The sequence below is a fragment of the uncultured Campylobacter sp. genome, assembly GCF_938039205.1.
In the GTDB taxonomy this organism is placed as follows: Bacteria; Campylobacterota; Campylobacteria; order Campylobacterales; family Campylobacteraceae; genus Campylobacter_A.
Genome location: NZ_CALHVM010000048.1, coordinates 17,889 through 38,083 on the forward strand (window position 1 = coordinate 17,889; position 20,195 = coordinate 38,083).

The 20,195-nt window shown below is 46.6% G+C and carries 22 protein-coding genes; 20 read left to right on the forward strand and 2 right to left on the reverse strand.

The window, feature by feature from the left end:
* Positions 1–16: 16 nt before the first annotated feature.
* Positions 17–631, reverse strand: a complete 615-nt coding sequence (locus tag Q0394_RS06300; RefSeq protein ID WP_298946236.1) for a hypothetical protein — start codon at positions 629–631, stop codon at positions 17–19.
* Between the two features lie 164 nt (positions 632–795).
* A complete protein-coding gene (gene rpoD / locus Q0394_RS06305; RefSeq protein ID WP_257792048.1) occupies positions 796–2,712 on the reverse strand; it encodes an RNA polymerase sigma factor RpoD in 1,917 nt (638 codons plus the stop codon).
* Positions 2,713–2,905: 193 nt separating this feature from the next.
* On the opposite strand from rpoD, the gene Q0394_RS06310 reads away from it, so the two are divergent.
* The 20 genes from Q0394_RS06310 to glyS all read left to right on the forward strand — a co-directional run bounded on the left by Q0394_RS06310 (position 2,906) and on the right by glyS (position 20,191).
* On the forward strand, positions 2,906–3,718 hold the full coding sequence (locus Q0394_RS06310) for a flagellar hook-basal body protein (RefSeq protein WP_298946238.1): 813 nt from the start codon (positions 2,906–2,908) through the stop codon (positions 3,716–3,718).
* 388 nt (positions 3,719–4,106) lie between these two features.
* Complete coding sequence (locus Q0394_RS06315; RefSeq protein WP_298946240.1) at positions 4,107–4,271, forward strand: hypothetical protein; 165 nt, start codon at positions 4,107–4,109, stop codon at positions 4,269–4,271.
* 17 nt (positions 4,272–4,288) lie between these two features.
* Positions 4,289–5,077 carry a flagellar basal-body rod protein FlgG gene (flgG, locus tag Q0394_RS06320; protein ID WP_002948143.1) on the forward strand — a complete coding sequence of 263 codons (789 nt, stop codon included), beginning with the start codon at positions 4,289–4,291 and terminating at the stop codon, positions 5,075–5,077.
* A 379-nt stretch (positions 5,078–5,456) separates the two neighbouring features.
* Complete coding sequence (locus Q0394_RS06325; RefSeq protein WP_298946241.1) at positions 5,457–6,119, forward strand: AzlC family ABC transporter permease; 663 nt, start codon at positions 5,457–5,459, stop codon at positions 6,117–6,119.
* The gene (locus Q0394_RS06330) at positions 6,116–6,454 is read left to right on the forward strand and encodes an AzlD domain-containing protein (protein ID WP_298946243.1); all 339 of its coding nucleotides are present in this window, start codon (positions 6,116–6,118) and stop codon (positions 6,452–6,454) included. The genes Q0394_RS06325 and Q0394_RS06330 overlap by 4 nt, the downstream gene beginning before the upstream one ends.
* An 11-nt stretch (positions 6,455–6,465) precedes the next feature.
* Positions 6,466–7,452: a type II asparaginase gene (locus tag Q0394_RS06335; RefSeq protein WP_298946245.1), complete on the forward strand. Its 987-nt coding sequence runs from the start codon at positions 6,466–6,468 to the stop codon at positions 7,450–7,452.
* A gap of 437 nt (positions 7,453–7,889) precedes the next feature.
* On the forward strand, positions 7,890–8,387 hold the full coding sequence (locus tag Q0394_RS06340; RefSeq protein WP_298946248.1) for a YfbM family protein: 498 nt from the start codon (positions 7,890–7,892) through the stop codon (positions 8,385–8,387).
* Between the two features lie 350 nt (positions 8,388–8,737).
* Positions 8,738–9,337 (forward strand): LysE family translocator, encoded by a 600-nt coding sequence (locus tag Q0394_RS06345; protein ID WP_298946249.1) that lies wholly within the window; start codon positions 8,738–8,740, stop codon positions 9,335–9,337.
* A 91-nt stretch (positions 9,338–9,428) separates the two neighbouring features.
* On the forward strand, positions 9,429–10,124 hold the full coding sequence (locus Q0394_RS06350; RefSeq protein WP_298946250.1) for a response regulator transcription factor: 696 nt from the start codon (positions 9,429–9,431) through the stop codon (positions 10,122–10,124).
* Positions 10,121–10,978, forward strand: a complete 858-nt coding sequence (locus Q0394_RS06355; protein ID WP_298946251.1) for a hypothetical protein — start codon at positions 10,121–10,123, stop codon at positions 10,976–10,978. The genes Q0394_RS06350 and Q0394_RS06355 overlap by 4 nt, the downstream gene beginning before the upstream one ends.
* Positions 10,959–12,020: a HAMP domain-containing sensor histidine kinase gene (locus tag Q0394_RS06360; protein WP_298946252.1), complete on the forward strand. Its 1,062-nt coding sequence runs from the start codon at positions 10,959–10,961 to the stop codon at positions 12,018–12,020. Before Q0394_RS06355 ends, Q0394_RS06360 begins: the two co-directional genes overlap by 20 nt.
* Before the next feature lie 614 nt (positions 12,021–12,634).
* Positions 12,635–13,117 carry a 3-isopropylmalate dehydratase small subunit gene (locus Q0394_RS06365; protein WP_002952075.1) on the forward strand — a complete coding sequence of 161 codons (483 nt, stop codon included), beginning with the start codon at positions 12,635–12,637 and terminating at the stop codon, positions 13,115–13,117.
* A 1-nt stretch (position 13,118) separates the two neighbouring features.
* Positions 13,119–14,189 (forward strand): 3-isopropylmalate dehydrogenase, encoded by a 1,071-nt coding sequence (leuB, locus tag Q0394_RS06370; RefSeq protein ID WP_298793153.1) that lies wholly within the window; start codon positions 13,119–13,121, stop codon positions 14,187–14,189.
* Entirely contained in the window at positions 14,186–14,431 is a 246-nt protein-coding gene (locus Q0394_RS06375; RefSeq protein ID WP_122868273.1) for a hypothetical protein, read from the forward strand. The genes leuB and Q0394_RS06375 overlap by 4 nt, the downstream gene beginning before the upstream one ends.
* Positions 14,428–14,934: a GlcNAc transferase gene (locus Q0394_RS06380; protein WP_298946254.1), complete on the forward strand. Its 507-nt coding sequence runs from the start codon at positions 14,428–14,430 to the stop codon at positions 14,932–14,934. The genes Q0394_RS06375 and Q0394_RS06380 overlap by 4 nt, the downstream gene beginning before the upstream one ends.
* On the forward strand, positions 14,900–16,036 hold the full coding sequence (locus Q0394_RS06385; RefSeq protein WP_298946257.1) for a CCA tRNA nucleotidyltransferase: 1,137 nt from the start codon (positions 14,900–14,902) through the stop codon (positions 16,034–16,036). The genes Q0394_RS06380 and Q0394_RS06385 overlap by 35 nt, the downstream gene beginning before the upstream one ends.
* 196 nt (positions 16,037–16,232) lie before the next feature.
* A complete protein-coding gene (locus tag Q0394_RS06390) occupies positions 16,233–16,712 on the forward strand; it encodes a tRNA (cytidine(34)-2'-O)-methyltransferase (RefSeq protein ID WP_002945383.1) in 480 nt (159 codons plus the stop codon).
* Positions 16,709–18,046, forward strand: coding sequence for an endonuclease/exonuclease/phosphatase family protein (locus Q0394_RS06395; protein ID WP_298946259.1), 1,338 nt, complete (start codon positions 16,709–16,711; stop codon positions 18,044–18,046). Before Q0394_RS06390 ends, Q0394_RS06395 begins: the two co-directional genes overlap by 4 nt.
* Positions 18,033–18,161 carry a hypothetical protein gene (locus Q0394_RS06400; RefSeq protein WP_009494292.1) on the forward strand — a complete coding sequence of 43 codons (129 nt, stop codon included), beginning with the start codon at positions 18,033–18,035 and terminating at the stop codon, positions 18,159–18,161. The genes Q0394_RS06395 and Q0394_RS06400 overlap by 14 nt, the downstream gene beginning before the upstream one ends.
* A complete protein-coding gene (gene glyS / locus Q0394_RS06405; RefSeq protein ID WP_298946261.1) occupies positions 18,158–20,191 on the forward strand; it encodes a glycine--tRNA ligase subunit beta in 2,034 nt (677 codons plus the stop codon). Before Q0394_RS06400 ends, glyS begins: the two co-directional genes overlap by 4 nt.
* Positions 20,192–20,195: the final 4 nt, after the last annotated feature.

Consider the following 20,195-nt stretch of genomic DNA (forward strand, 5'->3'; position numbering starts at 1 on the left):
TTGGAATTTATAAATTTTAAGGCCGCGCTAGAGCGATATTTTTGATCCTAGCCCAAACCGCCAGTTCGCAAAGCGGGATCAAAAGCGCTATCGTAAGCAGCGCGTATGGAGATACCAAACTGTTAAGGGACGAAAAATCGATAAACTGAAGCGTTGTGCACATAAAGGCTAAGCCTGAGTAGATGTAGAAAGCACTGCTCTGCGTATCTTTGCCGAGCAGATAGTACGCAACGCCGAGCATAAGCCAAAAGTAGATAGTAAGAATAGAGTCTATGGTAAGAAATATCGTAAGAGCTGAGCCTTGTATGTTTAAAAAATTACTTGCGACTGCTCCGATTACAGAATAAGCATTGTCAACAAAAGAGCCTCCAATCTGCGCCACGGCATACTCTACCGCACTAAAACCGACTTGACTTACCGAATACAATGCCATAGATAGCCATAAAATCGCTATTAGCGCCGCCGCGATTAGCGCGGAGGAAATTCTCGTAAAAAGCTTGCTTGCAGAGAGTTTGGAGATTTGTCTAGCAACAAGAAGCTTAAAAATCATCGATGCAAGAAAAGTAAAGCAGATAAAAAACACGGCGGTCAAAAATCCAGCTAGCGAAACGCGGCTACAAAATTCGCACAAAGCCCAAATAGATATGTAGCCTTCGATGATTAAAATATTAGACGCTATGCCGCGGAATTTTATCTCGGCCAGGGGTTTCTGATCTATCTTTGCGCCTTTGATTTTTCTTTAAATTTGGTAACGGGTTTTATTTGCCGATCCGCTATAAAAGAGGAGGGCTAAATTTAGCCCTCGATGTAGTTTTTGAGTTTTCTACCGACTTTCGGGTGTTTTAGTTTTTTGATCGCAGAGCTTTCGATCTGGCGGACGCGCTCGCGGGTTACGTTTAGCTCCTTGCCGATCTCTTCTAGCGTGCGGTCGCTCTCGTCATCTAAAAGGCCAAATCTCATCCTAATGACGGCTTTTTCGCGCTCGTTTAGCTGGTCTAGGACTTCGTCTATCTGCTCTTTTAGGTCGTTTTTTAGGATATGATCCATCGGGCTTAGAGAGCTTCTGTCCTCGACGAAATCTCCAAATTTACCGTCGTCTTCGTTGCCGATAGGGGCTTCTAGGCTGATAGGCTCTTTGGTTATTTTGATGACCTGTTTTATCTTGTCCGCGCTTAGTCCGACCTCAGCTGCGATTACGTTTATATCCGGCTCTTTGCCTTCTTCTTGTAGGTATTTTCGGTTGATTTTGTTGATACGGTTTATCGTTTCTATCATGTGGATAGGTATGCGTATCGTACGAGCTTGATCGGCGATAGCACGGCTAATAGCCTGACGTATCCACCACGTCGCATAGGTAGAAAATTTATACCCTTTTTTATATTCAAATTTATCGACCGCTTTCATTAGCCCGATATTGCCCTCTTGAATCAAGTCTAAAAACGGCAAACCGCGGTTCGTGTAGCGCTTGGCGATGCTCACGACTAGGCGTAAATTTGACTTTGCCATCCTGGCTTTTGCTTCGTCGGATATCTTTTTGCCGCGTTTGATCTGCTCTAAAATTTCCTTTAAAAGTATCGGATCGAGGTTAAATCCGCTCTTGCTCGCTTCCTTGGTCGCAAATAGCTTTTTGATCTCCACGTAGGTTGATACCATCGTAGCCTCGGGTACTCGCGCGATGATATCTTCTTTGCTGAGCTTGATGATATCTTTTAGGATCGACTTGTGATTTTTCTTTAGCTCGTCGCTAAACATAGGTAGCTTATACTCGAGTCTTTTTAGCTCCCTATCAAATTCGTCATCGCTCTTTAGCGCCGTTTCCATCGACTTTACGATCTCGGTTATGAGCTTGCTAGTAGGCCCTAGATCCATTAGCTTGTCTTTTAAAATTTTCTTTTTAAACGCAAGCGTTATCTTTGCTAAAAACTCATCCTCAGTCTCTACTTCGTTTTGTTTATTTGCAGTTTTTAGCCACTCTTTTTTGGCCTTTTCGAGCGCTTTAAAACTCTCGATCACTTTTTCAGCTCGTTTGTCGTCTTTTTTATTGTGTTTTTTTGGCTTGGCTTCTTTCTCTTCGCCTTCCTCGACATCATCCTCGACTTCTTCGTTTTCTTCCTCTTCCTCGACCTCTTCGCTGCCTTCCTCACCTTCGTCGTCAAAGCTTCTAAAAAGCTCTTTTACGCGGCGTTCGCGGTTTATAAGCGGCTCTTTGTAGTCAAGAATAAAATCGATAAGGTATGGTACTGAGCAAAATGCGTCAATGATGATATCTTCGCCAAGCTCGATTTTTTTGCTGATTTCTACTTCTTCTTCTTTGGTTAGTAGTGCGATTTGACCCATTTCGCGTAGGTACATACGCACGGGGCTATCCGAGCGCGACCACTCGAGCAGATCGGTTTCGCTGGCGAGGTCAAATTCTTCCTCTAGATTGTCGTCGGCTAGTTTGGCCAGCTCCTCGCGACGCTTTTTAGCATCTTCGATATTGCGCATTTTAGCGATTTCAGCCGAGGTGATGAGCTGGACTTTATTTTCTTTCGCCAGCGACTCTATCTTTTTTGCTATCGCTGCGGTCGGCGCTTTGTCTAGGAATTTAACTAGTTTTTCGTAAGTGATATAGCCTTTGGCATTTTCTTTGAAAAGCTCTTCTATGAGCGACAATGCCTCTTTTTTTGCGGTACTCATTCGGGATTCCTTCTTTTTGTAGAAAACGAGGATTATACCCAAACTTCTTTAAATATTAATAAAAATACGATTATTCGGGCATTTTTACATAGGCTAAATTTGCTGAAAATTTTATTAAATTTGAGTTGGAACGGAAGTTGCTGATCTAATCAGAAAAATGTGCTCGTCTGAAAGTTGCAAGCAAAGCGTAGCAAAAAAGACGAGTCGCCAAAATAAGGAAAAGTAAATGAACAACGGCTACTACCAAGCAACCGGTGCCATGGTGACGCAGTTTAATCGCCTAGACGTCATCGCAAACAATCTAGCGAACATAAACACGATCGGTTTTAAACGCAACGACGTCGTAGTCGGGGACTTTGAGAGGATTTTTAAAGAGTACCGCGACGAGCTACCGATAGAAAATCACACGAAAGACGCGGCGAAATTTCTAAACAGAACTATCGATAGAGTGCCGCAAATTTCGGAACAATACGTGGATTTTAGTCAGGGCGGGCTTAAATTTTCAAACAACGACCTTGACTTTGCGATGAAGCGAGAGGATCTGTTTTTCCTAGTCGAGGTAAAACCGGGCGATGTGCGCTTAACCAAAAACGGCTCGTTTAATCTCGATGAGGACGGATTTTTGGTAACAAAAGAGGGCTATAAGGTGCTGCCGAGCGATTATTTTACGAACAATTTTCAAGGCATCCAAATCCCGCAGGGCGAGCGCTTTTCCGCTGATAAAAACGGCAATCTCTACTCAAACGAGGAGCCGCTAGCTAGGCTTTATATCGCGCAGCCAAAAGAGATACGAAATCTAACAAAAGAGGGCGATAATCTCTATGTTTTGCCGAATTTAAAGGAGCTTGAGGACGTGGGCGGCGAGATAGATGCGGTCGCGTGGAAATACACTCAAATCTCCAACGTAAACGCCGTGACCGAGATGGTCGGACTCATCGAGACGCAGCGCTTTGTCGAGATGTATCAAAAGGTGATGACGTCGCATATGGACGATCTAAATCAGGAAGCCATAAGCAAGCTTGCTAACACGAAAGTCTAAATTTAGCGTTATCTCTTTGACGTATTTGCGAGAGATTTAATTTTTACTCGCAGCGACAGGCTACGTGCCTAGTCTTGTTAGTAAAAATTTGCACAACTCGCAAATCCGTTCAAAGATATTTCCGCTAAGGTTTTTAAATTTTAATAAACATAAATCGCTATGGATTAAGACCCCTGCCGCTAATATAAATTCAAAATACTTCTGCCAAAATATTTTCAGTTTTTCCCAAATTTGCAAATTTGGAACGCCTTTTGCTAAACAGTTAAGAAATGCGAGAAATCGTTTCAAATTTGTAAAATTTAGACGCTTGTTTAACATAAAGACGGACGACGACGGTTTTACGTAAAAGCGTAAAATTTAAGACTGCAAATTTGGAATATATTTTGCAATGGTAAAAGGCGATGAGCTGCTTATTAGATACATAAAGATAAGCGGCAGTAGCTTGAGATGGAGACTAGGCGGTTTTTTGCGAGGCGAGGGCGCGTATATGCGATACGTAACCGAAGCCGAGGAAAAAACCAACGAAGTATACGCTCAAGATACAACGCGCTAAGAAAGGAAAACACGAAAATGATGAGGTCTATTTATTCCGCCGCCACCGGCATGATCGCCCAGCAAACCCAGATCGACGTTACGTCGCACAACATCGCAAACGTAAACACTATCGGCTACAAGAAAAACCGCGCCGAGTTTGCCGATCTGATGTATCAGGTAATGGAGTATGCCGGCACTGCAACCAGCGCCACGACGAAAAGCCCAACGGGTATCGAGGTGGGTCTGGGCGCGCGTCCGACGGCGATAACGAAGATATTTTCGCAAGGCTATTTTAAAGAAACGAGTAACAACCTCGATATGGTTATAGCTGGCAACGGCTTTTTTCAGGTGCAGCTTCCAGACGGTACGACGGCGTATACTAGAAACGGCGCCTTTAAGCTAGATAGCGAGGGCACGATCGTAAACTCCGACGGCTACGTGCTTCAGCCGCAGATGACTATCCCTGCCGATGCCACGCAGGTTTCGGTGGGCACTGACGGCACCGTCTCAGTGCTCCAGCCTGGCAACACCGAGATGACGCAGGTGGGCCGCATTGAGCTAGCAAATTTTATCAACCCAGCAGGCTTGCACTCTATGGGCGACAACCTATATCTGCCGACGGGCTCTAGCGGCGAGGTCGTAGTCGGTACGGCCGGTCTTGACGGTCTGGGTACGATCAGGCAGGGGTTTGTCGAGATGAGTAACGTCCAGCTGGTTGAAGAGATGACCGACCTCATCACGGGTCAGCGTGCGTATGAAGCCAACTCAAAGGCGATCACGACGAGCGATGATATGCTCTCTATCGTAAATAGCCTAAAGAGATAGCCTAAAATAGGCTAAATTTGAGCCGCCTAGTCCGAGATTTGCTTTTCAAATTTGACGGAGCGGGCGGCTTTTTAAATTTAATTAATCAAAACGGCTGAATTTGAGTTAAATTTTAGCCGTTTTGTAACGGTTCTTGCTTGCAGTCATTGTTTATTTTATGATTTTTGGTTTGTCAATCGAGTATTTAAATCTAAGCTAAACATCAAGTGCGGACGGGTTAAATTTGTTTACCGCAGCATCGGCTTAAATTTGATTATTTGGCGATTATGCTAAAAATCTGCTTATTACCAGCCCGCCGCCAAATTTCGCTCAAATTCCCAGCCTTTATCCAAATTTTTTAAAATTTTAGCTATCATCGCGCTTTTATTAAGGAAAATTTTTGCATTTCAGTTACGTTTTTAAGCTTAGCGTTCCGATATTTATGGGCTATTTTCCCCTCGGCGTCGCCTTTGGGATATTGGCTAAAAGCATGGGCGTTAGCGCATTTATCGCCATCGCTCTTAGCACGCTAGCATACGGTGGCGCGGCGCAGTTTATGATGCTCTCGCTTTTTAGTGCGGGCACGGGGCTTTTAGAGGTTTTTATCGTGAGCTACCTCGTAAATTTACGCCATACTTTTTACGGACTCGCGCTTTTAAAAGAGTACAAAGATCTCAAATTTCGCCTTTTTAATATCGCGACTCTCACGGACGAAACTTTTGCGATATTTAAGGCGCTCAAGATCACGGACGCGACGGAGCGTAGCTATGTTTTTACTCGGCTAAATTTGCTCTCGTGGCTCTACTGGGCGACGGGTACGGCGGTCGGATGTTTAGCCAGCGAGCTTATTAGGGTCGATACGAGCGGGCTTGAGTTTAGCTTAACCGCGCTTTTTATCGTGATCGTGATGGAGATGTTTAAAAATGATAAAAATTATAAAGTGCTGGGCGCGGCGTGCTTTTTCGGAGTCGCCGGCGTAGCGCTCATGCCTGCTAAAGCGATGCTGGTAGGCTCGATGGCGCTTTGCTTTATTTTTATTTTAGTTTTTAAGGATAAGCTTTGATAAGCGTGAGTTCTAGCGAGTGGGCGATATTTACGGCCGTTTTGTTAAGCGCGTTTGCGACCTTTTTGACGCGCGCCGCGCCGTTTTACGTCATCAAAAACTATAAGCCGCGTCCGTGGCTAACGGCCGTGGAGCGACACATGGGTTTGATGATAATGGTTATCTTGGTGTGCTACGGACTAAGAGACGTCAAATTTGACGTTTATCCGTACGGACTAAACGAAGCAGCAGCCGTTTTTACCGCGGTTTTGATTCATCTAAAATTTAAAAATACCCTGCTTAGCATCGCGGCTTCGACGGGTATTTATATGGCGCTAATCAGGCTTACGGCTTAAACGGAGGTTTTATGAAAAGAGTTACTATACTAGCAGTGGGCGGCACGGTAGCAGGAAGCGGCCCCGGATCGCTTGATGCGAGCTATACCTCAGGAACCGTTACGGTCGATAAACTGATCGCTGCGGTGCCTGAAATCAACAAGATAGCGACCATCAAAGGCGAGCAGATCTCAAACATCGGCTCGCAGGAGATGAACAACGAAGTTTGGCTAAAGCTAGCAAACAGAGTAAACGAGCTGCTAACTAGCGGCGAGGCCGACGGCGTCGTCATCACGCACGGAACCGACACGATGGAGGAGACGGCGTATTTTTTAAATTTAGTCGTCAAAAGCGATAAGCCGATCGTGTTTACGGGCGCGATGAGAAACAGCGGCTCGCTAAGCGCGGACGGCCCGCTCAATATCTTTAACGCCGTAAACGTAGCTATGAGTAAAGAAGCAGTAGGTAAGGGCGTAATGGTCGTGATGAACGACGAGATCCACGCAGCTCGCGAGGTGACCAAAACAAACACGACTGCGGTCGATACATTTAAATCTCCAAATAGCGGCAAGATCGGCACCGTGTTTTACGGCAACGTCAAATTTTACATGAATCCTACGCGCAAACACACCGCAAATTCGGCATTTGACATCACGAAGATCAAAGAGCTGCCAAGAGTCGATATTATCTATAGCCACTCAAACGACAACCCGGACTTTGTAAATTTAGCCGTCAAAAACGGAGCCAAAGGCATCATAAATGCCGGCATGGGTAACGGAAATCCATTCCCAAGCGCGCTTGAGGCTCTAGGCGAAGCAGTCAAGGTCGGCGTGGTAGTCGTGCGCGACTCCCGCGTAGGTAGCGGTGAGACCACGCTAAACGGCGAGGTGGACGACGGTAAATACGGCTTTTTAGCCAGCGACAACCTAAACGCGCAAAAAGCTAGAGTGCTCTTGATGCTTGCGCTTACGCAAACAACCGATAAGGCAAAGATCCAGGAGTTTTTCCTAACTCACTAAAATTTGAGTTTGAGCGGATACCTCGTGAGCGCTTTTAAATGAGCTTTAATTTTTCTCAACCTGTAGCCTACACGGCTAGTCTCAATCGAAAAATTATGCACAACATTTAAAATCATCTCACGATATATCCGCCTTGTTTTTATATCGAGGCAAATTTGTTCAAAGCGTACAATTCGCCCTCTTATTCGCAAAGCAAAGCTCATACTACCTAGCTTTTTTTGCTTTGTTTTTTATTACGGCGGAGTTGCTAAATTTGCGGTCCGCTGTCTCTTTTATAAATTTCCTTTTTTGGTGGCTTTTACTGCGATGAATTTATCTTAAATTTGCGTTTAAATTTACCGCGCTAAACGGCGGAAACATGGTTAAAAGCGCGATTTGCAAGCGTAAATTTTAGCTTTCGTTGGGTATAATCGATTATTTTAATTTAAGGAGCAAAAATGGGAATGAGCGCGCACTACTATGCCTATGCGCAAAACGATATAGAGGCGATCAAAAACGGCGGCAGTGACGATGTCGAGGCGCTGGACGAATACGACCTGGATAAAATGTGGGACGCGATGCATAAAGCGCTAACGGACAAAAATATGTTTGAGGCGATGAGCGCGGGCGAGATTTTCGCGACGCCAAATCCGCTTAGCTGGGCGATTTTCGGACGCGGCATGGCTGGCGAGGAGGGAGGCGAGGCGATATCTTATATCGACGATGATGATGTGAAAGCCGTAGCTAAAGCGATGCAGAGCACCGATATAGGCGCGCTTTTGGCAAACGTAAATTTTATAGATTTTGGCAAGGCGGGCACCTATCCCGAGATATGGGAGTACGAGAGTGAATTTGAAGATATCAAAGCCGAGCTAAAAGAACGTTTTAACGGGCTTTTGAGCTTTTATCAAAACGCTGCCGACAAGGGGCTTGGCGTACTGATCGTAATAGCTTAGATTTCTAAATTTTACCGCAAAACCCGCTAAACGGTCGGCTAGTCTTAGAGCCGTTTTGCGGGGTAAATTTAGCCCGCATAGATAAAGTCAAATTTGTGGGGTTAAATTTGTGCGTTCAAAGATAAGCTTGCTAAATTTGCTCTCTGCACCTCAAAAAACGCAAGCAAAATGCCGCCGCCAAATCCGCTAAATTTACGCGCCCGCGCATAACAAATCAAGTTTTCGCCACGATATAAAAACAAAAACGACGACTGAAGTAAATTTTGCTAAATTTTCGCCGTACGCCCGCCGTTTTTTATCTTAAATTTATTAAATTTGATTTACTATTTCTTCAAAATTTAAGGCGCTTTATGAACTACCTACTTTTTGCCGTTACGTTTTTCCCCATCAGCCTGATGCCCGGTATCAACATGACCTACGCGATGAGTATCGGCATGAGCCTGGGCTACGTGCGCGCGCTAACGATGATGTCGGGACAGCTGGCGTCTCTGGCCTTCGTAGGTATTTGCTGCATGCTAGGAGTTGGCGCGGTTTTGGCGCATTATAGCTTCGCGTTTAAGGTTTTAAACATCATCGCTGGGCTTTATCTGCTATATTTGGGCGCTATGCTGTTTTTTAGCAAGGGGCATCTCAGTATAACGAAGGTTTCGCAGCTACCTAGTAAAAAGCAGATGTTTTTAAACGGCGCCGTGGTTTGCGTCTCAAATCCCAAGGCGTGGATTTTTCTTTCTGCTTTGTTACCGACTTTTTTGGACGCGAACGATCCTTTTAGCCTACCGCGCATACTCTCTATCACGGTTACGCTCGTTTTTATCGAGTTTTGCTCGCTTAGCATCTATGCGCTGGGCGGAGCGATACTAAAGAAATTTTTGCAAACCCATCTGCGACTTTTGGAGATTTTTACGGCCGCCATCATCTGCGTCATCGGCATTTTGATGATGCTTCGCTAAATTCACCCGCCGATATCTCGTTAAATTTGATAAAATAGGACAAAATTTATCGCCTTGCCCGTTAAATTCTGGGCAAATTTAAGGAAAGCAAATGTTTAAAATTTTAGTCGCCGAGGATGACAAAAATTTAAATAAAATAATCTGCCTAAAGCTAGCTCAGGAGGGCTTTTCGCCGCTTGCGGCTTTTGACGGGCGGCAGGCTTTGCAGCTACTAGAGAGCGAGCGCGCCGATCTTGTCGTCACCGATATCATGATGCCTGGACTTAGCGGATACGAGCTAACTAAGCAAATCAAGCTGCTAGACGAGTCGCTGCCGGTGCTGATGATAACGGCAAAAAGCGGCATGGAGGGCATGGAGAAGGGCTTTGTCACGGGGGTGGACGACTACATGAGTAAGCCTTTAAATTTAAAGGAAATGACGCTGCGCATAAACGCGCTTTTGCGCCGAGCCAAGATCGCTAGCGGCAAGCGGCTGAGGTTTAAAAACTCAGAGCTCGACTATGCGGCTCTTAGCCTAAAAATCGGCGGCGAGGCCGTGGAACTCGCGCCAAAGGAGTTTTATCTGCTATTTTTGCTGCTCTCAAACCCTGGCAAAATTTTCACTCGACTAGAAATCATGCAAGAAATTTGGGGCTACGACACGGATAGCGACGAGCGCGCGGTCGATACGCACGTAAAAAAGCTACGCCGCAAGCTAGAAAGCTGCGCGGACTTTGAGATAGCTACGGTGCGCGGCATCGGCTATAAGGGCGAAATTTACGAGTGGGGGGCGGGGGAGATAAAGTGAAAATTTTAAAAGCTATTTTCGCGGCGGCATCGGCGGTTTGCTATCTAAACTCGGCCGTTTTGCCAGAAAGCGACTGGAGTAAAAAGGATCTAAAAGGCGAGGTCAAAAGCATGACGGCTACGGAATATGAATACTCTATAGACGGCTCCGGCGCGCTAGAAAATACGCGCGTGAAGCGGACGGAGTTTAACGAAAGCGGCTACATACTGCAAGAAACCGAGCATATAAACGGCGTGCCAAACAGCTCGGTTTTGTTTGAGTACGGCAAAGACGGATTAATACGCAAAAAATATCAAGATAGCGCCGTTTATCTCTACGAATACGAATTTGACGGCGAAAATTTAGTCGCAACGGCCAAAGAAAAGTATGTCGAGGATAAATTTTACCCGCACACGGAGAAAACCACTTACGGCAAGGACGGCAAAATGATCGCTCGGGCGGTGTATTCGGGCGGGACGCTAGTGACGGACGATAGCTACGTTTACGACGAAAAGGGCGTTTTAACGCGGATAGAAAATAATATGGAACCGCGCCACGGCATAGAGATAAGCTTCGAGCGCAAGCCAAACGGCGAATATGAAAAAATCACGCAAGCCCCGGGCTCAAAATGGGTTTATTACTACGCCGCAAACGGCGACGAGATGGAGTATACGTCGGTAAATTACTTCGGCTCCGAGGCAAAAATCTGGCAAATCTTGCAGTTTAAAGACATAGTCAGGGACGAGCGGGGAAATTTGACGCGTAAAACCTCGGTCAAATTTAAGCCCGCGGACAAATACTATGAAAATGGAGACATAAAAGAGATCGGTCTATACAAAAAAACGGAAATAAAGTATGAATACTACGCAAAATAAGAAAAAATACCTAATCAGTCTAAAAACCTACACGGCCGCTATGTTTATCTTTGTCTTTTGCGTGCTTTGCATCGCGGCTTCGGCGGCGATACTGGCTTACGAGCGGATATTTGAGATGAAGCTTGGGATGTTTTGGGGCATTATCAGCTTTTGTGCGATCGTGATGGGCGCGGGCGGAGCGATATTTTACGCGGTATCGGCCTATTTTTTGCGGTACGTCGAGAGTTTTAGGCTAGCAGCCGGCAAGATCGCTAGAGGCGACTTCGCCGTTAGGGTAGCGCGCAAAAACTGCAAGCGCGGCGCAGACAGCGAGTATCTGCACGAGCTGGACGAGCTGGCGGCAAAGATAAATTTGACCGCGGCGGCGCTGGAAAAAATGGACTACATGCAAAAGGATTTCATTTCAAACGTCTCGCACGAGCTAAAAACGCCTCTAAGCGTCATCAGCGGCTACTGCGAGATCGCTCAGGACGAGACGGACGAGACGCGCAGAAACGAGTATCTCGGGCTCATAAAAGAGCAGGCAAACTCGCTAAGTAGGCTGTGCGAGGACATGCTGCTGCTCTCGCGGCTAGATAGCCAGGCGGGCGTAAATTTAGACGAAAACGTGCGAGTAGACGAGCAGCTACGAAAGGCTGCGGCGATGCTAATGCAAAAGTACGGCGGGCGGGAGTTTGATCTGGATCTACCCGCCGTAAGCGTACGCAGCAACGCCTCGATGCTAGCGCAAATTTGGCTAAATTTGATGGATAACGCGCTGAAATACTCAGCCGCCGATATCGGCGTGAGCTGCTGCGAAGAGGGCGGGCGGCTTATCGTGCGCATTAGCGACGAGGGGGCGGGTATCGAGGCAAAAAAGCTGGAAAAAATATACGATAAATTTTATCAATGCGAGGAGTCGCACAAGGGCAAAGGTAGCGGTCTAGGGCTATCTATCGTGCGGCGTATAGTTCATCTTTTGGGCGGGGAGATAAGCTATGAAAGCGAGCCAGGACGCGGTACGACGGTGAGCGTAAAGATCCCAAACGCACGTAAAATTTGAGGCAGAGCGCGGCTAAATTTAAGCAAATTTACGCTTTTGCGGCGGGCTAATTTGACTCTCAGGCTCGGCTGATTGTGCGACAAATTTAAGTTGCGGGCGCGAAATTTAACGGAATAAGCGTAAATTTAACGCGAAATTTTAAAAAGTCATACAAAGGACACATTGAGGACACAAAAGGTCATTATAATTCTCCAAAAATAAAGGAGAAAAGATGAAAGATTCTGCAGTAACTCACGTAACTATGGCTATCGGAGCCGTGCTTTGGGGCTGTCTAACGGCGGCGGTGGTTTTGTTTTAACCAAATGTAACGATTTATAAAAATAAAAATCCGCGGACGAGTATCTCGGCGATATCTCGTCCGTTTTTTGATCAAATTTAACCGCGATCCCGCCGCTCTAAAGCTTGCCTTTTCTGAGCGCTCAAATTTACGCAGCTTGTTAAATTTCCCGCCTTAGCGCGTTTATTTTTAATACCAAATTTGAAATTTGACCGGCGAGCCGAACCGTCTAAATTTAACCTCAAATTTACCCGCACCGACCGCTACCTATCGCGCTTTGATTGTTTATTTAGCTTCTTTTGGATAAAATCGCCCAAATTTAATCTTAAGGCGAATCATGAAACAAGCAAAAGTCTGGAAATTCGGCGACAATATCGACACCGACATCATCATAGCCGCGCGCTATCTCAACACCTCCGACGAAAAAATCTTGGCCACTCATATCATGGAGGACGCCGATCCCGAGTTTAGTAAAAAAATCTCCGCGGGCGATGTCATCGTAGCGGGCGAAAATTTCGGCTGCGGTAGCTCACGCGAGCACGCTCCTTTGGCGCTTAAGGCCGCAGGCATCGGCGCGGTGATAGCCAAGAGTTTTGCTAGGATTTTTTATAGAAATAGCTTTAACACTGGGCTTTTAATACTAGAAATCAAAGAAACAGACGAGATAAACGCGGGCGACGAGCTAAAAATCGACGTGGATAACGGCGCGGTCGTAAATTTAACGAGCGGCAAAGAGTATAAATTTAGCCCGATACCGCCGTTTATGCAAGAGCTTTTAAAAAGCGGCGGCCTCATAGAATACGCCAAAACAAGGATATAAAATGGCTAAAATTTATAACATAGCGGTGATAAAAGGCGACGGCATCGGCCCTGAGATAGTCGATGAAGCGATAAAGGCGCTGGACGCGGCTAGCGCGGAGTTTGGTTTTGAACTTAGCTATAACTACTACCTGATGGGCGGCGCTGCGATCGACGTGTTTGGCGAGCCTTTGCCTAGCGAGACGCTAAGCGGCGCGCTAAACTCGGACGCGGTGCTTTTTGGAGCTATAGGCGGGCCAAAATGGGACGGCTTGCCGCGTCATCTGCGTCCTGAAAGCGGGCTTTTGAAGCTGCGAAAAGGGCTTGGCGCGTATGCAAATTTGCGCCCTGCGATGATATTTGACGAGCTGGTGGACGCTAGTACGCTAAAGCCGTCAGTCCTTCAGGGCGTCGATTTTATCGTGGTTCGCGAGCTAACGGGCGGGATATACTTCGGTCAGCCGCGTGAGAAAAAAGAAAACAGCGCCTACAACACGATGACCTACACGAGCGAGGAGATCGAGCGCATCGCAAAGGTCGGATTTGAAACCGCGATGAAGCGCAAAAAACGCGTCTGCATGGTTGATAAGGCAAACGTGCTAGAGACTAGTCAGCTCTGGCGCGAAGTCACGAGCGAGGTCGCAAAGAGCTATCCGGAGGTAAATTTGGAGTTTATGTACGTCGATAACGCAGCCATGCAGCTCGTGCGAGCGCCTAGTAAATTCGACGTGATTTTGACGGAAAATCTCTTCGGCGATATCCTAAGCGACGAGGCTAGCATGGTGTGCGGCTCGATCGGTCTGCTGCCAAGCGCTAGCATCGGCGGCAAGGTTGGTATCTACGAGCCCATCCACGGCAGCGCGCCCGATATCGCTGGGCAGGGCATCGCAAACCCGGTCGCTACTATACTAAGCGCTGCGATGATGCTTAGGTATTCATTTGGTGAAAATGCGGCTGCAAAAGCTATCGAAAACGCCGTAAAAGCAGCGCTCGCGCAAGGATACAGGACAAAGGATATAGCGGAGTTTGGCGCTAAAGAGATTTGCTCTACGAGCGAAATGGGCGGCATCATCGCCTCGCTAATAAAAAAATGAAAAATACTATCACAGAAGCCCTAATCTACGAGGCTCAGGGGCTAAAAGACGATGCTCTGATAGTTTATAAAAACATCTTAAAGCGCGAGCCGACAAACGCCGCTGCGATCGCCGCGATAAGGCGTCTAAGCGGCCTTAGCAGGAAAAAAACGGGCGTAAACGAGCAGATGAAAGACTTTTTCATCAAAATGAAAACCGACGAAGAAATAACCGAATTTAAAAGGTGGCTGATAAAACTATGAAACTAGAAGAAATAGCAAAAATGGCGATAGACGAGGTGGCGATGGAGCTAGAGCGAATGGACGCCGCGCAGGAAAGCTTGGCCTCGGATGCTGAAAACGGGTCAAATTTGACGGGTGTTCCGGCGTCAAGCGGCGATGTAAATTTAATCAATGCCGCGGGTCTTGCGAATTTAGTCGGCGAGATAAGCGTAGCGGACGAGGCTAGCGAGTTTGAAGCCGTTTTAGAAAGCGCGGCAAACTCGCAAAACGTTGCTTCCGAATTTGACGGCATAGGGGGGATCGCCGCGACTGCCGCGCCGCAAAAAGCCTTTGAAGTCGAGGTTGCAAATTTCACGGGCGAGGAGATATTTCTAAAAAACTTAAAAGAGCGCGTTTTGGTGCTTTTTGAGGGGCTTAACGCGACCGGCGAGGAAAATTTGAAAGACAGGCTCTCGCTCACGCTTAAATTTTTAGAATTCGTGCTGGCAAATGTCGAAAATCGGCTCGAAAATCTGCAAAAATAAAAATCTAAAATGGCTGCGAGATTTTCTAGCACCCCACACCAAGCGCGCGTATATCGTCGGCGGCTGCGTTCGCGACGCGATGCTCGGTAAAAAAATCTCCGACTTTGATGTTGAAATTTACGGTATCGATCCGGCCAAATTTGACGCTCTGATGTTGCAAATCGGCGCTTGCGGCGTGGGCAAAAACTACTTTGTTTATAAATTTAAAAACTTCGATCTTTCTTTACCTCGAACCGAAAACAAAACCGGCGAGGGACACAAAGCATTTGAGGTTGCTTACGCCGATGACGAGCGTGCGGCGTCTTTGCGCCGAGACTTTACCGTAAATGCGATGATGATAAATATCTTTGACGGCTCGTTTTTAGACTTTTACGGCGGAGAGAGAGACCTAAAGCGCGGTATCTTGCGCCATATCGACGATGAAAAATTCGCCGAAGATAGCCTGCGCGTACTGCGAGCAGTGCAGTTTAGCGCGCGGCTAAATTTTCGTATCGCGCGGGAGAGTTTGGGGCTGATGAAACGCCTAAGTATCAGCGATCTTAGCCGAGAGCGCATAAACGGCGAGCTGATGAAGCTTTTTGGCGCCAAATTTCAAGAGATCGGCTTTTTGTATCTTTATAAACTAGGGCTTCTTGGTAAAATTTTCGGGTTAAATTTGAGCCGAGCCGAGGTGGAAAAATTTGCCGCAAAACTAAAAAGCGCGGTCAAATTTTTACCCAAACAAAACGGCAAAAAAGACGAGCGCGAGTTTTTATATCTTTTAAATGGCTATTTCGGCGTTAAAAATTTTTACGACTTAGGACTTCCTAAAAGCTTTGAAGCTTGCGTTAAAGAGGCGTTTTTTGTGGGTCGTCCGAGCGATAAAGATTTGCTAAAAATCGCCCTTGATAAACTGCTAAAAAGCTGGCTCGGGCTAAACTCGCCAAGCCTCATAAAAAGAGCTAAAAATTTAGGCGTTTATGAGGCTAAATTTGAACCCACTATCGACACGGCTGAGATTTTAAAACTGGGCTTTAAAGGAGCTGCAATAGGCGCTGAGATAAGGCGTAGGCAGGATATAGCGATAGATAAATTTTTAAACGAAAAGTCAAGCTGTGCCTAAAAATTAACCTAGTTAAAAGCGCAAATTGGCTAAAATCAAGCCCTATTTTAAAGAGGCGAAAGTGGAAAAAACTTCAAATATAAATTTTCAAAATAAAGATATTCTTTTTAATATAAGTTTTGCAAAAAGCCTAAATTTGAACAGCTCTGCAAATGCTTGCGCAGCTGTTAAAACGCAGGCTAAGGCGGCTTTTTAAATGTTTAATATCGTCCTTGTTCATCCTCAAATCCCCCAAAATACGGGCTCGATCGGCCGCATGTGCGTAAATGCAAACCTTAAGCTGCATATAATCAAACCGACCGTTTTTGATATCAGCGAAAAGGCCGTTAGGCGCGCGGGGCTTGATTATTGGGCGCGGCTAAATCCCGTGATTTGGGAGAGTTTGGATGAGTTTTTGCACGCAAACGCCCAGTTCGAGGATAGATTTTTTTACGCGACGACGAAGGCGCATAAATTTTACTTTGAAGCGGAGTTTAAAAAGGGCGACTTTTTGTTTTTCGGCGGCGAAAGTACGGGCCTGCCTATGGAGCTGATGGAGCGAAATTTCGCAAATGCGATCAAAATCCCGATGGGCGAGCATGGTAGAAGCTTAAATTTAGCCACGAGCGCGGGCATCATCGCGTATGAGGCTATCAGGCAAAATTTCGCCCAGTCAGGACTTGGAAGCGCGCTATGAAATTTACGGTAAATAGGCTCTTTGCGCTCTTTTTTGCGGCTCTATTTTTCGCCGTTTTTGCGGCGGGCGCCGAGTTAAAGATCGCTACTTTTAACGCGCAAAATTTATTTGACGCCAAAAACGACGGCAGCGAGTATAATGATTTTGTCGTCGGCAAATCGGAGTGGAACGAGAAAAAAGCAAGCGCCAAATTTAAAGCCGTAAGCGCAAAGATAAAAGAGCTAAACGCCGATATCATCGCGCTTCAAGAGATCGAAAACGAAATGATTTTAAAAGAGCTGATGAAGGAGACGGGCTATAAATATTTTGCCTTTTCTAAAGGTAAAAACGGCCCTGTAGGCCTAGCCGTGCTGTCTCGTATAAAGCCTGAAAAAACGCAGATCTTTAGCGTACCAAACGTAAAAACAAGAGACATTTTAAAGCTTGATTTTGAAGTGGATGGGCAAAAATTTAGCCTTTTAAATTTGCATTTTCCTGCGAGAAAAAATCCTCTAAAGCAGCGAAAAACTGCATTTATCACGCTAAAATCAGCCTTAGCGGATACCCAAAAGGTCGTGGTTTTGGGCGATTTTAATACGCCTTACGGAGATAAAGAGCTGCTGGGCGATCTCGCGGCTAGCAAAAATTTAGCCAATCTCTGGGCGTTTTTGCCAAAGCACGAGCGATACTCGCATACTAGTAATAACGCACTCGATCACGTCCTGCTCTCAAAGGACGCGCTTAGTCAAAACTATGTTTTAAATAGCTTTAAGGTTGAGCGAGACGGGGCGCAAATTTCGGATCACTTTGCGCTGGTTTTTAGGCTAAATTTTGATAAAAATGCTAAAAATACGCTGCAAAATATCGCCGAAGCGCGGGTCGGCGAGCTATCAAAAAAGTCAAATTTGCCCGTTTTGTTAAAACGCGCCACGGTCGTGCAGAAGGACAAAAAGGGCTTTACGCTAGCGCAAGATAAGCGCGGTATCTACGTCTACGAGCCAAAAAACGACGCAAAACTCGGCCAGGTCATGGACGTAGCGGTAAACCGCCTAGACGAGTTTAAGGGAAATCTTGAGATCAGCTCGCATTATGCGGTAAAAATTTATGACGAAACGCAAGATCCGCGTGAGCAAATGCTGGAAGCTAAAAATCTAAAACAAGCGCACCCGGGAGACGTACTTGGTCGTATTAGCGGCGAAGTGCGAAACGGCAGGCTTTATACGCCGTACGGAGATATCAAAATTTACGGCGCTAAGGGCAAACCGCGCAACGAAAAAGAGGCAATTTTTACGTCCGTTCGCGTAGTGAATTATAAAAACGAACCTCAAATTTGGATAGAAAATGAGAATAATTGACGCGTTGGTGCTGGGCGCATTCGTACTTTTCGTGATATTTTTGATGCGCGGATTCGTCACGCAGACGCTTGAGAGAAGCAAAAGAAGACAAAATTTAAAAAAGGATAAAAAATGAGCGAAACAAAAGAACTGATCGTGGAGATCGGCGTCGAGGAGTTGCCGGCGATCCCGTTTTTAAAAGAGTGCGGCAACGTCGCGGCAAAGTGGCGCGAGACTCTAGCGCAAAACGGCCTAGATAGCGAGTGCGAGTTTTACTATACGCCGCGCAGGATCGCGTTTTATCACCCGAAATTTGCGGTGCGTCAGGAGGACGGATTTAGCGAGTTTATCGGTGCGCCCAGACAAGTCGCGCTAAAAGACGGCGCATGGACGCCGGCTGCGCTAAGCTTTGCTAAAAAATGCGGTATCGATGAATCTGAGCTAAAATTTGAAACCGTCGGCGGCAAAGAGGTGCTCTACTACAAAAAGCCAGTCGCGGGCAAGCCTAGTTCTGAGCTTCTGGGCGATATGATCGAGAAGTTTTTGCTCGGCTTAAATTTCGGTAAATCTATGCGCTGGGGCGAGGGTAAATTTGAGTTTATCCGCCCGATTCGCTCTTTTTTATGTTTGCTTGGAGACGAGGTCGTTAAATTTAACAAATTTGACGTTGAAAGCGGCGATACGATTTTCATGCATAGAAGCGTAAGCTACGATAAATTTACCGTCAAAAACGCCAAAGATTATTTCGCTGCGATGCCTAAAATCGGCGTAATCCTCGATCAAAACGCGCGCAGAGAGAAAATTTTGAGCGAATTTAAACAGATCGAAGCCAAAAACGGCGTAACGGTCGAGGTGGACGAGGCGCTGCTAGACGAGGTCGTAGCGATCACCGAGCATCCGACTGCGCTGCTTGGCGGATTTGAGCGGGAGTTTTTGGAGGTGCCTAGCGAAGTCATCATCACCTCGATGAAGGAAAATCAGAGGTATTTTCCCGTTTTTGATGGCGGCAAGCTCGCCAATCGCTTCGTGGTCGTGAGCAACGCTATCTCGCCAGAGCCAGCGCTCATCGTAAAGGGCAACGAAAAGGTTTTGCGTGCGAGACTTAGCGACGCGATGTTTTTCTGGCGTAGCGACCTGGCGCATGAGTTTGGCCCAGAAAAGCTAAAAAATATCACCTATCTAAAAGAGCTTGGCAGCACATACGACAAAAGCGTACGCGAGCTAGGCGTTGCAAAACGGCTGGCTAAAATCTGCGCCGATCGTCTAAAAGCGTGCGCGGGAGAGGGCTACGAGGCGCTGCTGGAGCGCGCCGTGATGCTGAGCAAGGCCGATCTAACCACGCAGATGGTGTATGAATTTACCGAGCTTCAAGGCGTGATGGGTGGCTACTACGCGGCGGCTAAGGGCGAAAACGAAAACGTCGTAACCGCGATCAAGGAGCAGTACTTGCCGAGCGGTGAGGCTAGCGCGCTACCTAGCACTATATTTAGCTCCGTCGTCGCGCTCGCGATCAAGCTCGAGACGTTAATCGGGCTCTTTAGCGCGGGTAAGATCCCAAGCGGCAACAAGGACCCGTATGCGCTGCGCCGCGCGGCTAACGGCGTTATAAAGATAATCCAAAACGAAAATCTAAACCTTGATATCGCGGCGTTTTTGCGCGAGACGGCGGAGGGCTACGCCAAATTTGACGTCGAGGCGCTGATAGGATTTATATTTGATAGGCTTTATACATTTTTTGACGTGAACCCGTCCGTCGTAAAGGCTTGCCTGGCTAGCAAAAAGGGCGACGTACTCGCGCAGTGCGAGGCGATCGACGCTCTAGGCGCTATCTGCGCGGCAGATGACTTTAGGCAAAATTTCAGCACCTTTAAGCGTCTGGCAAACATCATCAAGGACGAAAATTTCGGCGCGGTCGATGAAGCTAAATTTGAAAACGAGAGCGAGAAAAAGCTATTTGACGCCTTTAAGTCCGCAGTAAAAGCAGGTGGCACATATAGCGAACGCCTAAAAAATCTTTTCGGTCTAAAAGCCGCGATAGACGAGTTTTTCGACAACGTAATGATAAACGCCGAGGATGAGCTCGTGCGTAAAAACCGCCTTGCGCTCGTGGGGCAAATTTATGCGGAATTTCTCAAAATCGCCGATATAAAAGAGATAAGCCTATAAACTC

Bases quoted from the DNA above. Each gene is read 5' to 3' on its own strand.
- Q0394_RS06310 (WP_298946238.1), top strand. From the start codon at position 2,906: ATGAACAACGGCTACTACCAAGCAACCGGTGCCATGGTGACGCAGTTT.
- Q0394_RS06315 (WP_298946240.1), top strand. From the start codon at position 4,107: ATGGTAAAAGGCGATGAGCTGCTTATTAGATACATAAAGATAAGCGGC.
- flgG (WP_002948143.1), top strand. From the start codon at position 4,289: ATGATGAGGTCTATTTATTCCGCCGCCACCGGCATGATCGCCCAGCAA.
- Q0394_RS06335 (WP_298946245.1), top strand. From the start codon at position 6,466: ATGAAAAGAGTTACTATACTAGCAGTGGGCGGCACGGTAGCAGGAAGC.
- Q0394_RS06340 (WP_298946248.1), top strand. From the start codon at position 7,890: ATGGGAATGAGCGCGCACTACTATGCCTATGCGCAAAACGATATAGAG.
- Q0394_RS06345 (WP_298946249.1), top strand. From the start codon at position 8,738: ATGAACTACCTACTTTTTGCCGTTACGTTTTTCCCCATCAGCCTGATG.
- Q0394_RS06350 (WP_298946250.1), top strand. From the start codon at position 9,429: ATGTTTAAAATTTTAGTCGCCGAGGATGACAAAAATTTAAATAAAATA.
- Q0394_RS06360 (WP_298946252.1), top strand. From the start codon at position 10,959: ATGAATACTACGCAAAATAAGAAAAAATACCTAATCAGTCTAAAAACC.
- Q0394_RS06365 (WP_002952075.1), top strand. From the start codon at position 12,635: ATGAAACAAGCAAAAGTCTGGAAATTCGGCGACAATATCGACACCGAC.
- leuB (WP_298793153.1), top strand. From the start codon at position 13,119: ATGGCTAAAATTTATAACATAGCGGTGATAAAAGGCGACGGCATCGGC.
- Q0394_RS06375 (WP_122868273.1), top strand. From the start codon at position 14,186: ATGAAAAATACTATCACAGAAGCCCTAATCTACGAGGCTCAGGGGCTA.
- Q0394_RS06380 (WP_298946254.1), top strand. From the start codon at position 14,428: ATGAAACTAGAAGAAATAGCAAAAATGGCGATAGACGAGGTGGCGATG.
- Q0394_RS06385 (WP_298946257.1), top strand. From the start codon at position 14,900: ATGTCGAAAATCGGCTCGAAAATCTGCAAAAATAAAAATCTAAAATGG.
- Q0394_RS06390 (WP_002945383.1), top strand. From the start codon at position 16,233: ATGTTTAATATCGTCCTTGTTCATCCTCAAATCCCCCAAAATACGGGC.
- Q0394_RS06395 (WP_298946259.1), top strand. From the start codon at position 16,709: ATGAAATTTACGGTAAATAGGCTCTTTGCGCTCTTTTTTGCGGCTCTA.
- Q0394_RS06400 (WP_009494292.1), top strand. From the start codon at position 18,033: ATGAGAATAATTGACGCGTTGGTGCTGGGCGCATTCGTACTTTTCGTG.
- glyS (WP_298946261.1), top strand. From the start codon at position 18,158: ATGAGCGAAACAAAAGAACTGATCGTGGAGATCGGCGTCGAGGAGTTG.